Raw genomic sequence first — 14,242 nt, forward strand, 5'->3', positions numbered from 1 at the left:
TGAAGCGACCCTCCCTGGCCACTGATTACGTACGCCGCAGGCTCTGAGCCCTTCGGCACACGTCTGCGTTCCTGCTTCCAGTACCCAGCGGTTTTGATGTCGTCAGGTTGTAACGGCCAGCACGACTCGCCTGGCCGGGATTCATAATGAGGGACCTTCGGATTGTCCGCCTGCTCGGCCTTCAACCGGTCAATGACTTTCTTGGAACGGGCCACAAGCACCTCCGGGAGGATGAGTAGTCAACTCGTCATCATTCAAGGTGCGCCTACCCGCACCCGTAAGAGCGAGCAGATTGGCAGTTGGGGGAAACCTGCTACAGGAGAAATGGATTACCGCCTTCGAAACATTTCGCCTACATGCCCCTGGGCTTGGTCATATCAGGTTTGTCGCCCACTGTGGGGTAGCTCACGCGGCAGTTGTTCGCTTTGAACCCGGTGCATCCCCAGAAGTCGTAACCGCCATCGCCGCGCTTCTGTCGGCGCGCGAGAGGCATCCCGCACTTGCCGCAGGAGTAGCCGTCCTGGGCGCCCGATGAGGATTCAGGCGACCGCGCCTTCATCGCCACTGTGGGCGCCTGTCGGAGGCTTTCCAGCTCACTCTGGAGGTGCTCGTAGAACTTGGCGACCACAGGGCCGTACCTATCCTCACCGCGGGCGATTCGATCCAAGTCCTTCTCCAGCGTGCTCGTGAAAGCCAGCTCGAGGAAGCTGAATCGGCCTTCCAGCTGGGCGACGGTAGCCTCTCCCAGCGGTCCTGGTACCAGCTTGCGCTTTTCCTCGACGACCAGGCCCTTGCTGGTGATGTTTTTAACGATCGCGGAGAAGGTGCTGGGCCTGCCAATCCCACGACGCTCCAGTTCCTTGATCAAGCTGGCCTTAGTAAAGCGCCCTGGCGGTTTGGTCTTCTGGTTCAACACCTCGCCCTGGAGTACGTTGAGGATCTGCTTAGGTTGCAGCGCCGGCACTGGATTTTTGGGCAGGTCGGTCGACTCCTCATCCGTGTCGTCTTGCTGCAGGAGCTTCATCCAGCCGAGATAGGCTACCGAGCTACCCGTCGCAGCGAAGCGCAGCGGCCTTTGATCCGGCCCCTTGGCCAGCAACTTTGCGGTACGCACGTCGTAGATGGCATCGGCGAGCTGGCTGGCCAGTGCGCGGATCCGAATGAGCTTGTACAGCGCCTGTTCATCGGAAGACTCTCCCGCAACCTCATCATCCCAAGCGGTTGGCGCGATCGCAGGGTGACCTTCCTGTGCGCTGTCTGCTGCCTTGAACGTCCGGCGTTCGTCTACAACGTCGAGCCCCTGGCGTCGTGCGACAGCCTGGATGTCAGGCATGGCCTCATCGGCCAGGTTGGGGTTGTCCGTCCGGTGGTATGTGATGACACCCTGCTCGTACAGGCGTTGCGCAATCTGCATCGTCTTGTCGGGGTCCCACTTCAACGCCACGCTGGCGGCTTGCTGCAAAGTGGACGAAATGAACGGTGCGGGCGGCGGACGCCGCTTCTTGCCGTCTTCGCACGATTCCACGATAACTGCACGGGTGGCGGCGACCCGGGCGGCGAGCGTGCCGTCCTGGACGTAAGGGTGTTCTTTGCTGGCAAAATCCGGCACCGGCTGCCATGCGGCAGTCCAGGCCAAGCTGGAAGCTTCGTCCCTGAAGGTCAGTTCTGCGCCGAAGTGGTGGATGACCTTGAAGTTGCGGATCTCCCGTTCGCGCAGTACAACCAGGTAGAGCGCAGGTGACTGTACACGGCCCGCAGACGTGGGTTGCCCCATGACTCGGCGCAGCTCCTGAGTGACGGGGTAGCCCACCAAGCGGTCGAGCACCCTACGGCACTGTTGTGAAGCAACGAGCTGGCCGTCGATCTTGCGGGGGTTAGCCAAACCCTCCCGCACACGATTCTGTGTGATTTCATTGAAGGTGACGCGCTTGTACTCGCTGATGCGCAGCGCCTGCTGAATGTGCCAGGCGATGCTTTCACCTTCGCGATCCGGGTCAGTGGCAATATAAACCTCGGTGGCGTCCTTTAGCGCCTTGCGGATCGTGCTGACGTTGCGGGCACTCTTGGGCAGCATCTCGTACACCGGCCGGAGGTTCTTGAGCACCCCAGTGGTGATCATCGTCTCGTCCATCCCCTTTTCAGGGAGGTCTCGGATGTGGCCACCAGTGGCTACAACCGTCCATTGCTCGCCAGGCCGGATCTTCTTCATCATGGGCCCTAGCTTCTTCAGCTTGCCCGGTGCCTCGATGATCATGAGTTTCATAAGGTGACCCTGAACAGTTCGAACAGAGCGCACTCTTGCCGCCGGCCGGAGGCGGCACAACGCGAAATGGTCAACTGAAAGGGCGGGAATTCGTTGGGATTGCTTTTATGAATTGCGTGATGAGGAGTGGTGCAATTTAGTCTCCTTGATCAGATTCCAAAGAGCTTCCTGGGGAATCCAGCTTCTGGAAGCCCAAGTGAGGAGAATTGGCAACCAGGCAAGGAGGGCTTAGAGTCGAGTAGATCTGCGACCTGTTTTATCCAGCTTGAACTTGGCCCCAAGCGTTGAACAAGCAGCCAGATGACGCTGATTAGCCCGAATATTCGAGATCGGGCATTTTGGTCAAGCGCCAGGTTTTGAAAATAAGGGTTGTCAAGAACGGAGAGCGGGTTGGCCGCTACTTGGTTCCAAATACGAGTATGATGTGCGCACCTGTTGCGCAAGGTATTTATCTCTCGTAGCCACTGAGTTAGCACGTGGGTATCACTAATACCTAGTCGAGCCGCAATGCGATTTTGATGGTTGCCTTTGAGGATTTCGAAGTATTTCGATAGTGTACCAAAATCCCATGCCTCCACAGCTACCCAGAACGGAATAGCTTTGTGCGCGCGTCTATGCCATTCAATGGAGTCTTCTTGGCTACGATCCAACAGATTTTTTTGGCGTTTTTGCCACTCTAACCAAGTATTTCGTTTTTGGTTAGTTTTGCGGTCATTCCAGTCTTCGGTCTGTTTAGGGCGAATGAACTGCGAGTCCGTATACGCCATTGGTGAGTGGTAGCCAACCTCGTGAGCAATTACAGTCCTGACCTGGATCTCAATCCGTTCAATCGCGTCAAGCATGAGTTGTCTAAGTTTCTTATCAAAAAGATAAAGATCGACGGCGTCATTGAAGGTTGTGTCAGGTAGAAAATTGCTTTTTCTACGCGGTTTGCGTGTTACTTGGCAGATAAGGACATTCTGTTGCTCGTCCCTATCAAAGTCGCGCGCGGGCTGCCAGTAACCACTGAGCCGATAATAGCCGATCTGTGAAATCTTCCGTTCTGCTCGGTTGGGGTCAGGTACGAGCATGCCTCTGGTAATCAGTAGCTCAACCAGTTCGGAATAATTTTTGAATGGCTTAGGAGGGGCTAGCTGCTGCAACATCCATGTTCCAGATAAAAGAAGGCCCAAACATAATACTGGACAAAGCCAGCACCAGAGGTTCAGGCGCGATTGGGCGGTGATTCTAGGGAGAAGGCGGAGGGGTGTCAAGACAAAATCAGCAGGTTGGCTGTGAAGGCCACCGCAAGCTGGAGGCTGTAAGAGCAAGAGGTCAGAGGCTGAGGATGAGCTGCTGGGCTCGATTGTACCCTTTAAGCCAAGAGGCCAACATGGCGGGGTGCTTGTAGGGACAAGCATACACGGGCAGCCCTTTCTCGGCGGCTTCCACTCCGGCAGCCTCCACCGCAGGATGGGGGTTGTTGAACTGGCGCCTATCCGCTTTTCGCTCCTGGGCCACTACATGCTGCATCGAATGCTCCTCATCAGTGCCCCTGCACCTGCCGGGCAGATCACGCCTCAAACATTCTTGATACCGGAAGCCTCGCGACAAGGCGCTTTTTTCGACTCCAGTAGCTAATTTTTAAACACGTTAGCAGCTGTAGGGTGGAGATGCCTTCAGGAAATGGTAATTTGCCAATGCGACGATTTCAACCGCCTCCTGACCTGGGCAAGCGCTGCTTGCAGCGCCCCTTCGGCCACGACTTGCCGTCCTGGTTGCGGGAGCTTCCCGAGGCGCGCGACCCTGGGCAGTAGGTTCTGGCCGCCAGGAGTTGTGTGGCATCTGACGCCAAGTGTCGAGTGGGCGGTCGCGTCGATCTGTTCTGGCTCCCAGAAACTTCACGAATGGCGGCGGAAAAATTAGGCCCCACACCAATGCCCGTGTGCCAGACCTAGTGGGGAATCATGCTTGAGCGGTAGAGTGCCGACCAAGCCAGCAGCGTCGCGCTGGGGTCCTCCAATGCGGCACGAACCATCACCTCAGCGTGTTGGCCTGTGATGTCGCAAACTGCCTGCCCAAGTCGCAGGAGCTCAGCCGTCACTCCTGCATCCCGGGCCTTGGTCGCAAACTGATACTCCTCGGCCTGCCCATACTCAAAGGTGGCCTTGAACTGGGAGCGAAGCATTTCGATGGCCTTCACCTCAGCCTCGGGCAGGAGGATGGTTTCGCCGTCGCAAAAGACCTGGGGAACGCCTTCGAGAGCATGTACGGCTTCCATGTAGCGCGAGGAGTCTACCGTCGCTTTGACGGATGGATATTCCGGGTAGTCGTGGTGCACGGGACGTTACCTCGAAGCGGAAATAGGTGGCGAGGCGCTGTCCTTGTCATCGGCAACTTCACGAACGGCGCCTGAAAAATGCCTGCCAAGATGTAGTTGGGTTTCTACGGCGAAGCTTCATCGAAGGGAGGGGTAGCTCGTAGTGACATCCTTGTCACCAGGAGCTTCGCGATGTGGCGCGCCAAATTAAGGGGGGGCTACAGAGGGATGTCGTCGTCAAAGCCTTCGCCGTAGTGGCGCATGTCCTCGGGGCTCGGCTGAGGCACGTTTTGAGCCTGGCCACCGCTGGTCTGACTGCGCGCCTGACCCTGCGGTTGGTTGGTCGGACGCTGACCGCCGCCGCCGCCAGACAGAGATACGTGCTCGATGCGATGTGGAAGAATCGCGATCCGGCTGGCTTCGACCTTGAGCGCAGACACCTCCTGGCCACTTTGTTTATCCGTCCAGCTGTCCATGATCGCGCGGCCAATCACCACAACGCGCATGCCCTTCTGGAACAGCGCTGCGAACCGCTCGGCATCCTGGTGCCACCATTCGACGTTGGCCCAGAAGCCACCACGATCCTTGTAGCCACCCTGGCCATCAGGGATCGAGTTGTCGAACATCACATTGAGTCGCAGCATGTGCCGCGGATCTTTGTTGCCGTTGGCGAACGACCGGTGCTCGGCAGCGTTGCCGACGTTGCCTTCCCAAACTACTGGTGTACCCATGGTGTATCTCCGTTCAGTGTTGAGGTGGGTTCATGACCTGCTGCAGTCGAGCCTGATATTCGGCCTCGGCCTGCCCCATTTTTTCTGCGCACTCGGCGGCCTGTTTGCCGATTGAGTGGATGAGGCTGATCTGCATGTTCAGGGTGATTCGGTGTTGCTCCAGGGCAAACAGGTCCTGCAGCAAGTGGGTTGGTGTTTTGGGGGCGTGGATCATCTGGGCCCATACGCCGACACCCATGCGCCGACCTTGCACGCTTTGCCAGCGAAGAAAGGTTGTGCCAGCCGCTGTGTTTTGCTCGATGAGCCTGACGGGCAGCAGGGCGAATGGATGTTGACGGACCTGGGCCAGCACTTCCTGGGTAATGGCGCGCAACCCTGCCTCCAGCGATGCGCAATGCTCCGCCAACTGGATCAGCTCCCCCTTACCTTTAAAGGGCTTTAAAAGGCCTTTTAGTGAGGCACTCTGTTGCAGCGCCTGATAGGCACCCTGTTGCAGCGGTTTGAAGGCACCCTGTTGCAGGGCCTCCATGGGTTGGGGGTCCAAACGCATCAGGATCAGGCCTCGCCTTCGAGATCGTCATCCAGATCCTCGACCGGGTCTGCGGAACCACGGCGGATGGGCGGGGCAAAGTTCGACCTGCGGGTGCCTTCCAGGATGTCCTGGGGGATGTCGCCGTAGCGCTTGTACATCTCGCGCGCGTTTTCAGCCCGTGCATTGTTGGCGGCGAAGTCGTCACGCGATGCACCGGAGAATCGATGGAGCTGGGCCAGTCCAAAAAGACTGCGCAGCAGGTGAGCACCCTCGTCTATCCAGATCTCGCCATCGCGGCGGCCGATCATGGCGACGTGCTGAGCCAGCAGGATGCGGCGGACGACTTCGTCGTATTGAGTCAGTAGATGGACGCCCTTGAAGCCCAGCGGGTTGGAAATGAAGAGTGGCAGCTTCAGCGGTTGAATGGAGAGGTTCTCACCGATTTCGAGCGCCTTGGGCAACTGGGCCATCACTTCATCCAGGCGGCTGTCGATGGCCTTCAGGGCATCGTCCACTTCCTGAATCTTCTCTTCGATCCTGATCATCCACCAGTCCGAGTATGGGTCGTCCTGGGCCGCTCCACGGTCGATCTGGTTGATCTTGAGGCAGAAGCCCGCCAGCCCGAGGATGCTGTGTTTGTCATCGGTCTTCTGGCGGCCCAGCCAGATTCGGGCAGCATGGTGGGTGTGGAGAGTCAGCTGGACCTGGCTCCTGAGGGAGCCGATGTTGAGCTGATAGTTGTCAGCCATGGACATGGTTTCCTTATATAAGGTGGGTGAACGATGTCCATGCTGCTTTTAGGCTGTTGGGCGCGCAGTAATAAATGAAGAACCCGGGGTGCTGGATTTGTCATAGTCGGCGCACACCATCCTGGTGTTGCGGGCCGCAACACTCCCAGGTGGTGCCGGTGACAACACTCGATCGGGCTCACGGCGGTGCCGGTGCCGGTGAATGATGCGGGCCGCATCACTGTCAGGTGGTTCCAGTGGAACCACTCGACCTGGCTCGCGCCGGTGCCGGTGCCAGTGAATGATGCGGGCCGCATCACTATCAGGGGATTCTGGTGGAACCACTCGACCCGGCCTCGGCGCCGGTGTCGAATCAGGTGAGTGATGCGGGCCGCATCACTATCAGGCGATTCCAGTGGAATCACTCGACCTGGCTCGCGCCGGTGTCGGTGCCGGTGAATGATGCGGGCCGCATCACTGTCAGGTGGTTCCAGTGGAACCACTCGACCTGGCTCGCGCCGGTGCCGGTGCCAGTGAATGATGCGGGCCGCATCACTATCAGGGGATTCTGGTGGAACCACTCGACCCGGCTCGCGCCGGTGCCGGTGCCAGTGAATGATGCGGGCCGCATCACTATCAGGGGATTCTGGTGGAACCACTCGACCCGGCCTCGGCGCCGGTGTCGAATCAGGTGAGTGATGCGGGCCGCATCACTATCAGGCGATTCCAGTGGAATCACTCGACCTGGCTCACGGCGGTGCCGGTGCCGGTGAATGATGCGGGCCGCATCACTGTCAGGTGGTTCCAGTGGAACCACTCGACCTGGCTCGCGCCGGTGTCGGTGCCAGTGAATGATGCGGGCCTCACTATCAGGGGATTCCGGTGGAACCACTCGACCTGGCTCGCGCCGGTGTCGATGCCGGTGAATGATGCGGGCCGCATCACTCGACTAATGGTCCATGGGTTATTAATCAATGAGTTAGAATCACAAATGCGCTCCAGCCTGCGGCGGAGATGAACGGACCAAATGGAATTCTTGCGTCGGTAGATCGCTTTCCCAGGAGTATGAGAAGCATTGCGGCTAGACCTGCACCTAGCAGAGAGCAAACTACAGTCCAGCCAAGTACCTGTAGGCCACCCCACGCACCCATCAATGCCAACAGCTTAATGTCGCCTCTACCGATGCTTTCTCGGCCAGTGATTAGTCCGGTTAGTTGACTCACAGACCAGAAGAAGCCAAAGCCAACGACACACCCCCAAAGAGCGTCCTGCAGTACCGTGAACAGTCCGAAGGAGTTGAGGACTAAGCCGGCCCAGAGTCCTGGTATTACCAGCGAATCCGGCAGTAGGTGGTGCTCACTGTCGATCAAGCTCAAAGCCAGAAGCATCCAGGTAAACAGCAGGGCACAGAAGGCCTGCATAGTTGGCCCAAAATGCATTGTCACCACGAGTGACAACGCAGCGCAGCTAATCTGCGCGGTCCAGATTACTCGCGAAGGGGTTCTGGCCGGTTGAAGGTCGGAATGTTTCTCTGAATCCAGCCCCAGCAGTTCCCGTGCATCCCGCTGCCATTGGCGCTTGAGGAGTGCAGGTAGGCAGCAAGCGCCCCAGGTACAAACGCGGCCCGCCAGCATACCAATCACAACAGAGGCAAATCCCAGGGTGATCGTAGAACCCATCCAATCACTCATCGGTGGGCTCCACGCGGCGTCGAGGGTCAAGCAGGGCCTGCAGCGAGGTCAGCGCGGAATTTGCTGTCTGCATCGCAGTCGCTGTCGGTGCCGGCTTGGGAACGGCGGGCTGAGTGGGCCGTGCTACCACGCTGGCCGCTGGCGATGACGTCGGAGTTGCAGCAGGCGCTGTAGGGCTCCACTCTGCGTTGAAGTCACCCCGTATGGCCTTGCCTGCAAGGCTCGTCAGGTACGCGAGGGGCTTGGCGACACTCCCGCTAGTACAGCGATGCTTCCACTGGTTGATCACCGCCTCTCGGAGATTCTCCGGTACCGGCCCCATGATCTCACGTGCCTTCACACGGTCCTCTGGCTTGAGGAGATCTAGGGCAAGTAACCAGTTCACACCTGCACTCTCGCGCGGTTGTACAGAGCTTTTAGATACAGACTTGTCTGTATTTGTATACGTACTAGCTGAGTTCGGAATCCGAACTGAGGGTGAACTCAGTGGTTTCAGGCTGAGTTCGGAATCCGAACTGAGGGGGAGGGCCCCCTGTTTCGCTGAGTTCGTACTGAGTTCGGATTCCGAACTCAGTCCATCCACGGCTAAGTCTTGCTGAGTTCGGATTCCGAACTCAGGCGCAGGCAGTGCATTTTGTTTGGTTTCAACTGCCCAGGTCTGGGCGTTCAGTCGATCGCTAATCGTGTCAATGCGCGAGGGAAGTCGTCGCCCAACGTCTGGATCGCTGGTGAATTCTCTCCAGGTAATTGCCGCGATGTCCTTGATCGCTTTGTTCTGATGCTCCATGGATTGCATCAGCAAGGTCATATAGTCCTTGTCGAACTCCAGGGCCTCCGCCGGCGTGACAGGCTCGTCGTGTAGGAGGTAGACGTTCCCCTGAACCTGGCCGTTGATCTCATTCCGCACCGTCCGGCCCAGGCTTAACCAGCGGGTCAGACGGAGCACCGTCAAGGCTTTTGCCACGGTTTCTCTAGAGGCGTGTTTACCTGGATTCATGCCGAGGTAGGGCCGCAGTTGGTCATAGGTGGGGAAAGCCGTGATTCCATCTTCATTGACCAGCAGTCGAAAGACTTGCCAGCAATTGCGTTCCAAGGGGGTCAACCGATTGTCGAGTAGGAGTTTACGCGGGACCGTTTCATGCGGATTTCCGCTGAAAATTATCCCGGAGTAGGGTGTAGCAGGCGCTGCAGTAGGGGCGGTGTCCTCAGCTCTCTTCTTCTGCACATGGGCCTCGAGTTGCCCCGAGGCCGAATCTAGGAGCGTGGAAATCGGGAACCGTGTGAGCTTCATCTTCTCTGATCGCCTTCTCCAGGATGGATAGAGGCGGTGCCGCTTTCATCGACATGACGTAGGCCGCCCTCATCCAAAAGGGTGAGCTGTCGTCGCTCAGTGACTCGGGAGCGTTCAGTGCTGCCTGGATACAAGCCTTGTTCGACCCACTGAGTGATCCGTGACCAGATCTGCGCAAGCGTGAGACCGTCCGTGCTCAGCTCCTCGGCAACCAGCATGGCCACGTCGAGCATGGCCAAGCTGTCCTCGAGCTCGACGCGGTGCTCATCCATCAACTTGGTCCAGCGATGCCAAATATGGTGATCCTGATCTTCAGAGAGCTCTGGCCATCGACCGCGTGGGGCACGCACCCCAATGACGGTACGCTGCAAGGCTATCTCTTGAGGTGTGAGCCCGAAGAACTTGCCGAGCAAGCTGGTCGTGGCCCCCAGCCGGATCGCGCGCTCGATAAGCCGAGTTTCCTCTTCTGTACGCGCGGCGCCGGTCAGCAGCTTGAGGATCATTGAGCTGTTGATTGACACGTTGACCCATGAAACAGGGGTATTGCGGAGCAAACTGAGGACTGTTGGGTGCTGGATCTGGCCCAGCACCTCTGGTTCAACTCCCATCTCTACACAGCGCTGAAGTTGACCGTTACGCATGAGGTCAAGCAGCTGTGAGAGAACCGCTTCGTTAAGTGTTGACTTGGACATTGAGACTCCCTCCCATTCATCTCATCGAGTGTTCAGTTGTCCTGGACTGGCGAGGACCGTTTGAACTCTTCGATTTCCAAGTCGATCAGGCGTCGAGCCAGCCGAATGATGCGGAATAACTTGACCAGCGCACCGTCACTCAAACGACCTTCGTCACCTGGTGCCTGCTCAGCACCCAGAGGTTGGCCCAGCAGCAGTTGGCCCAGGCCGGCAGCAAACTCAAATTCGCCCAATGCACTGGCAGGGTTTGGTTGCTCGTTCAGCATCTTGAGTGCGATAGCCATCGCACCGCTCAATGACTGAAGCAGTGTCAGCGTATGTTGAGCTGTTGCAGTGACTTCAACTTCGGTCTCCGGCTGTTTGTACTTGAACCCGATCCTTCCATCGATTACCTGGATATCGCCAGGGCCGTTGACAGATTCGAGGATCTCCACGGCCAGTTGGGCTACCTGGTTGCGCAACTCGCCAGGTTGGTCAATCTGACGCTCGATGTACCAGAGGTCGGTAATGGGGTGCAGTCCGCCGGCTTGCACGGGGATGGCGACCAGGCAGTTCGAGTTGAAATCGGGCAGCGTTTCCCCGCTGAGGGCGGCAACCTTCGCTTTTGTCTCGATCACCCGCTGGCTGAGGTTCGTTGGGGACGCGATATGCCCTGCAATCCGTTCCTGCTCTTGCTCTGGTGTGAGCGAAGCTCCCGGCATTGGAGCAGCTGGCTGGTGGGGAGGCTGAGAAGGCTTCGGCGAACTCCCAGTAGCTTCAGGTAGCTGTTGCGATGCCGGTACCGGTACCGGTGAAGCTGTACCAGTACCCAAAAGACTGGCGGGATGATTACTGGACTTGCCGGTACTCGGCACTTCTACCACTGGCGTTGAGCGACGGAGCTTATCCTGCTGCTGGGTAATCTCCAGCAGAATGTCCTCGTAGCCGAGCTGCAGCGATTTTTTCATCGTGCCGATGAGCTCGTCCTGGAAGCGCTGGAACAGGAATTCTTCCGCTTCTCCCTCGAACTGGGCAAGGACGTCCTGGAACAGCATTTCGAAGTCAACGCCTTCATTGCTGTAATGCTTGTCCCAGCAAGCCAATGCAGATTTTCTCAGCGCGATTATTTTCGTGATCCGGTCGATACCGAGACCGGAGTAGAGCAAACCAGGCACTGCAGGCAGCAAAAATTGCAGGGTATCCAGCATCCTGCTGATATGGGACTGAGAAATAGGGTACCCATCTTTAGATAGGCGTCGAGCGAGCTCGCGCTGGGAAATGGTCTCGCCGCTTTCCTCCTCATAAAGCGCCTTCGCTCGACCCACCGCGACAGCTCTCTCGATGAATTTGAGCTCACCTTTGAGATCCTCGGCCAGGTGACCGGTGAGCATCACGATCTCGCCTCGGATCTGATCCCATGGGCGGAACAGAACATTAATCCTCTGAAACCTTTCGTCGCCAGTTTCCTGGAACAGCTCCTTCAGAATTGTGATTCGCGTGTTCCCACCGTTGCGGATCCGGTATTTTTCCTCTCCAGGTCTGCGTGTTACAGGCGGAGGGGTGTCGAGGCCACGGTGGCGGATCGACTCCTTGAGTTCATCGTATCGTGGGTTGCGAGTGGTACGAGGGTTATCCTCCCAAGGGAGGACCTGCTCGACAGTCAGCACCAATGGGGTGTCCGCGATAGGGTCACTCATGGCCGCGGTGGTGCCTGTAGGGGTGAAGCCTGGAGCGAGAAGCTTGGCTTTGAGGTCTGTAGCGGCCATCTCAAGCTCCTACCGCAGCAACGTGCGGGTGAGCCAGAGGAGAGTGGCGAACCAGGTGCAGCACTTCCTGAATGTCGTCTTGAGTTGGAACAGCATTTTGCAACAGGCGATCGATGATCCGGTATGCGCGGGTCAGCTCGGATCTCAACTCCTCTGCGTTGGCGCCGTCGCCCTGGGCTTTCTGCGCCGGCTCAAATTGACCGTTGAGTAGCGATTGCTCGAGGCGATCGATGATTTCGCTGTTCATGGAACGATGGTTCTTGCGGGCGACTTCTGCCACTTGTTCACGCATGCCATTCGGCAGGCGAACCACGAACTTGTCAGCGGTACGGGAATTGGTTGCGTTCATGGTGGTTCTCCTTACTGGCGGCGTTTGAGTTGGTCGGTGAGCTGAGTGGGCAGGTTCTTGATCGTCAGCGAGCCGGTGTCGGCGTCGTAGGTGACGTTGGAACCGAGCAGGTGCGCCTCAAAGCTGATCGACAGACCTTCGGCGCGGCCGGTGAAACGGCGGAACTGGTTGAGTGTGCGCTTATCGGCCGGGATCTCAGGGGATAGGCCGTAGTCGCTATTGCGGATGTGGTCGTAAAACGCCTGAGGGCGGTCTTCATCGAGAGTCTGGGACAGCTCTTGAAGAGAGAGGGGCTGCCCCAGCTTCGTTTGGGTGGTGGCATAGTCGAGCAGCGCGTGGGTTTTCTCCCGGGCGCTTTCTTCTGGGAGATCCTCTTTCTCGACGTAGTCGGTGAATGCCTTGAGAAGCGTGCGGGTTTCACCTGGCCCGTCGACGCCTTCTTGGCACCCGATGAAGTCGCGGAAGTAGTCCGAACTCTTCCTGCCGTTTTTGCCTTTAACGAAGGAAATGTACTGCTTCGAGTTAGGGTTGTTGCGCCACTCGCTCAGGTTGATCCGGGCCGCGCAGGAGAAGTTGCTGGTGTCCAGGTAGCGAGAGGCTACAACATTAAGATCACCGTCCAGGCTGACGGTTTCGACCTGCTGGAGGACAGCGATCATCAAGTACTCAGTCAAGCCTTGTTGGTAATGGCTGAAGAACACGTGGCCACCGGTGGACAGGTTGACCTCTTCAAGCAGTTTCTGCAGGTGTTCGACAGACACACGGCTGAAGCTGGTGAAGTCTTGCTGCTCCTCCAGGTACTGTTTCAGCCAACCGCTGAATGGGTACGCACCCGACTCCCCATGGAAGAAGCCCCACGCTTTGCCTTGCTTGGCGTTGTAGCTGTCGTTCAGGTCGCCCTGGAGACTCACGATAGCATCGGACGGTGGGAGCTCAGTGTCACGGGCATGAAGGACGGCGGGGCTGCCGTCGGGCTGCTTGTCGAGCTGGTGAATAATTACGTGTCGGATCGGCATTATTGAATCCCCCGCGAGGAGCTGTTTTGGACTTCCGCACGTCGAAGCAACGCCCGGGTGTTGCGCTCGGAACGGTGGTCGCTAGGTGTGCAGGAAGTGAAAATCGGTGCGAAGCCGGACTTGCTGAACTTCAGGTGGCCGCTATTGGACCTGGAGAGAGTCCAGCCCTCGGAGAGGGCAAACTCAGCAAGCCGGCGGACACTGTCGTGGGCGCCGCGAAGAAGGTTACGCATTGGATCCGGCCTCCTTCGGGCAAAGTGCATCACCCGCTTGGATGGCCACGATTTCCGGGGTGCAGCCCGGATATTGGGTGGCCAGGTCGGTGAGGAACTCACGTGCAGTCTCGCGCGATCCAGGAATCCGGAAGACCACGGTGCAGTGATGAGCCTCGTCCACGGAGCTGGTCAGATGGGGGGTTACTGCAACCTTCAGACCGCAGCTCAGGAGGTGCCTTGGTACCCATACTGACCAGAAGTAATTGGTCAGCAGGGCTGGTTGGCCAAGGAGGGTCGCTGCCAGCGTTCCAGCATCATGGCTTTCCAGCTCGACGTACTGCAGCTGTGCAAGCTCTTGCAGAGCCTCATTCAGCTCAACAGGCACCGTGGTTTCACCGAACTGGGTGAGCCGTGAGACAACCTGGCTGAGAGCATCCAGCCAAACCGCGTTTACGCCAGACTGGTGCGCGAATGCCAAGGCCGATTGGTCGGTGTTTGCGATTGCAGGGATCGAAGGGTAGATCTGCTCAGCCTGCATTGGGCACCTCCGAGAGAGGAACGGGGTCATAGCTGCCGCAGACCGGGCATACCAGAACCTCTGCCTCACCTTCAGGGGTATGCTCAGCAGGATGCACCTGCCGTACCTGATGAAGCGCGAAGTGCCGGCCACAGTTAAGGCAGCCATGCGTA

General features: G+C 58.0%; 16 protein-coding genes. 2 read left to right on the forward strand and 14 right to left on the reverse strand.

Annotated features, from left to right (window positions below; all coding sequences use genetic code 11):
• Positions 1-352: 352 nt before the first annotated feature.
• From topA to CQW31_RS22485, 7 genes are all read right to left on the reverse strand, one after another.
• Positions 353-2,263: a type I DNA topoisomerase gene (gene topA / locus CQW31_RS22455; RefSeq protein ID WP_023628782.1), complete on the reverse strand. Its 1,911-nt coding sequence runs from the start codon at positions 2,261-2,263 to the stop codon at positions 353-355.
• Positions 2,264-2,412: 149 nt separating this feature from the next.
• Positions 2,413-3,408: an Abi family protein gene (locus tag CQW31_RS22460; RefSeq protein ID WP_023628781.1), complete on the reverse strand. Its 996-nt coding sequence runs from the start codon at positions 3,406-3,408 to the stop codon at positions 2,413-2,415.
• Between the two features lie 169 nt (positions 3,409-3,577).
• Complete coding sequence (locus CQW31_RS22465; RefSeq protein WP_023628780.1) at positions 3,578-3,775, reverse strand: CrpP family ICE-associated protein; 198 nt, start codon at positions 3,773-3,775, stop codon at positions 3,578-3,580.
• Between the two features lie 421 nt (positions 3,776-4,196).
• Entirely contained in the window at positions 4,197-4,583 is a 387-nt protein-coding gene (locus CQW31_RS22470; protein WP_023628779.1) for a hypothetical protein, read from the reverse strand.
• Between the two features lie 197 nt (positions 4,584-4,780).
• Positions 4,781-5,293, reverse strand: coding sequence for a single-stranded DNA-binding protein (locus CQW31_RS22475; protein ID WP_023628778.1), 513 nt, complete (start codon positions 5,291-5,293; stop codon positions 4,781-4,783).
• Between the two features lie 13 nt (positions 5,294-5,306).
• Entirely contained in the window at positions 5,307-5,822 is a 516-nt protein-coding gene (locus tag CQW31_RS22480; protein ID WP_230852995.1) for a DUF3158 family protein, read from the reverse strand.
• Positions 5,823-5,848: 26 nt separating this feature from the next.
• Positions 5,849-6,574 carry a PFL_4669 family integrating conjugative element protein gene (locus CQW31_RS22485; protein ID WP_023628776.1) on the reverse strand — a complete coding sequence of 242 codons (726 nt, stop codon included), beginning with the start codon at positions 6,572-6,574 and terminating at the stop codon, positions 5,849-5,851.
• A 314-nt stretch (positions 6,575-6,888) separates the two neighbouring features.
• Between CQW31_RS22485 and CQW31_RS30975 the strand changes: the two genes are divergently transcribed.
• Positions 6,889-7,248, forward strand: coding sequence for a hypothetical protein (locus CQW31_RS30975; RefSeq protein ID WP_123902454.1), 360 nt, complete (start codon positions 6,889-6,891; stop codon positions 7,246-7,248).
• Positions 7,203-7,571: a hypothetical protein gene (locus CQW31_RS30980; protein ID WP_143524245.1), complete on the forward strand. Its 369-nt coding sequence runs from the start codon at positions 7,203-7,205 to the stop codon at positions 7,569-7,571. The genes CQW31_RS30975 and CQW31_RS30980 overlap by 46 nt, the downstream gene beginning before the upstream one ends.
• Here the strand turns inward: CQW31_RS30980 and CQW31_RS32205 are convergent.
• From CQW31_RS32205 to CQW31_RS22535, 7 genes are all read right to left on the reverse strand, one after another.
• Positions 7,525-8,244 (reverse strand): A24 family peptidase, encoded by a 720-nt coding sequence (locus tag CQW31_RS32205; protein ID WP_023628774.1) that lies wholly within the window; start codon positions 8,242-8,244, stop codon positions 7,525-7,527. The genes CQW31_RS30980 and CQW31_RS32205 overlap by 47 nt on opposite strands.
• Complete coding sequence (locus CQW31_RS22505; RefSeq protein ID WP_023628773.1) at positions 8,237-9,535, reverse strand: STY4528 family pathogenicity island replication protein; 1,299 nt, start codon at positions 9,533-9,535, stop codon at positions 8,237-8,239. Before CQW31_RS22505 ends, CQW31_RS32205 begins: the two co-directional genes overlap by 8 nt.
• Entirely contained in the window at positions 9,532-10,227 is a 696-nt protein-coding gene (locus CQW31_RS22510) for a DUF2857 domain-containing protein (protein ID WP_023628772.1), read from the reverse strand. The genes CQW31_RS22505 and CQW31_RS22510 overlap by 4 nt, the downstream gene beginning before the upstream one ends.
• A gap of 32 nt (positions 10,228-10,259) precedes the next feature.
• Positions 10,260-11,972, reverse strand: coding sequence for a ParB family protein (locus CQW31_RS22515; protein WP_099815428.1), 1,713 nt, complete (start codon positions 11,970-11,972; stop codon positions 10,260-10,262).
• 1 nt (position 11,973) lies between these two features.
• A complete protein-coding gene (locus CQW31_RS22520) occupies positions 11,974-12,321 on the reverse strand; it encodes an Arc family DNA-binding protein (RefSeq protein ID WP_023628770.1) in 348 nt (115 codons plus the stop codon).
• A gap of 11 nt (positions 12,322-12,332) precedes the next feature.
• Positions 12,333-13,337 (reverse strand): nucleoid-associated protein YejK, encoded by a 1,005-nt coding sequence (gene yejK, locus CQW31_RS22525; protein ID WP_023628769.1) that lies wholly within the window; start codon positions 13,335-13,337, stop codon positions 12,333-12,335.
• Between the two features lie 225 nt (positions 13,338-13,562).
• The gene (locus tag CQW31_RS22535) at positions 13,563-14,090 is read right to left on the reverse strand and encodes a hypothetical protein (protein ID WP_028692975.1); all 528 of its coding nucleotides are present in this window, start codon (positions 14,088-14,090) and stop codon (positions 13,563-13,565) included.
• Positions 14,091-14,242 lie beyond the last annotated feature (152 nt).

It is taken from the genome of Pseudomonas sp. 382 (assembly GCF_002759075.1).
GTDB lineage: Bacteria > Pseudomonadota > Gammaproteobacteria > Pseudomonadales > Pseudomonadaceae > Aquipseudomonas > Aquipseudomonas vlassakiae.

Excerpts from the sequence above, each read along its gene's own strand:
- topA (WP_023628782.1), bottom strand. The coding sequence starts at position 2,263 with ATGAAACTCATGATCATCGAGGCACCGGGCAAGCTGAAGAAGCTAGGG.
- CQW31_RS22460 (WP_023628781.1), bottom strand. The coding sequence starts at position 3,408 with ATGTTGCAGCAGCTAGCCCCTCCTAAGCCATTCAAAAATTATTCCGAA.
- CQW31_RS22465 (WP_023628780.1), bottom strand. The coding sequence starts at position 3,775 with ATGCAGCATGTAGTGGCCCAGGAGCGAAAAGCGGATAGGCGCCAGTTC.
- CQW31_RS22475 (WP_023628778.1), bottom strand. The coding sequence starts at position 5,293 with ATGGGTACACCAGTAGTTTGGGAAGGCAACGTCGGCAACGCTGCCGAG.
- CQW31_RS22480 (WP_230852995.1), bottom strand. The coding sequence starts at position 5,822 with ATGGAGGCCCTGCAACAGGGTGCCTTCAAACCGCTGCAACAGGGTGCC.
- CQW31_RS22485 (WP_023628776.1), bottom strand. The coding sequence starts at position 6,574 with ATGGCTGACAACTATCAGCTCAACATCGGCTCCCTCAGGAGCCAGGTC.
- CQW31_RS32205 (WP_023628774.1), bottom strand. The coding sequence starts at position 8,244 with ATGAGTGATTGGATGGGTTCTACGATCACCCTGGGATTTGCCTCTGTT.
- CQW31_RS22505 (WP_023628773.1), bottom strand. The coding sequence starts at position 9,535 with ATGAAGCTCACACGGTTCCCGATTTCCACGCTCCTAGATTCGGCCTCG.
- CQW31_RS22510 (WP_023628772.1), bottom strand. The coding sequence starts at position 10,227 with ATGTCCAAGTCAACACTTAACGAAGCGGTTCTCTCACAGCTGCTTGAC.
- CQW31_RS22515 (WP_099815428.1), bottom strand. The coding sequence starts at position 11,972 with ATGGCCGCTACAGACCTCAAAGCCAAGCTTCTCGCTCCAGGCTTCACC.
- CQW31_RS22520 (WP_023628770.1), bottom strand. The coding sequence starts at position 12,321 with ATGAACGCAACCAATTCCCGTACCGCTGACAAGTTCGTGGTTCGCCTG.
- yejK (WP_023628769.1), bottom strand. The coding sequence starts at position 13,337 with ATGCCGATCCGACACGTAATTATTCACCAGCTCGACAAGCAGCCCGAC.
- CQW31_RS22535 (WP_028692975.1), bottom strand. The coding sequence starts at position 14,090 with ATGCAGGCTGAGCAGATCTACCCTTCGATCCCTGCAATCGCAAACACC.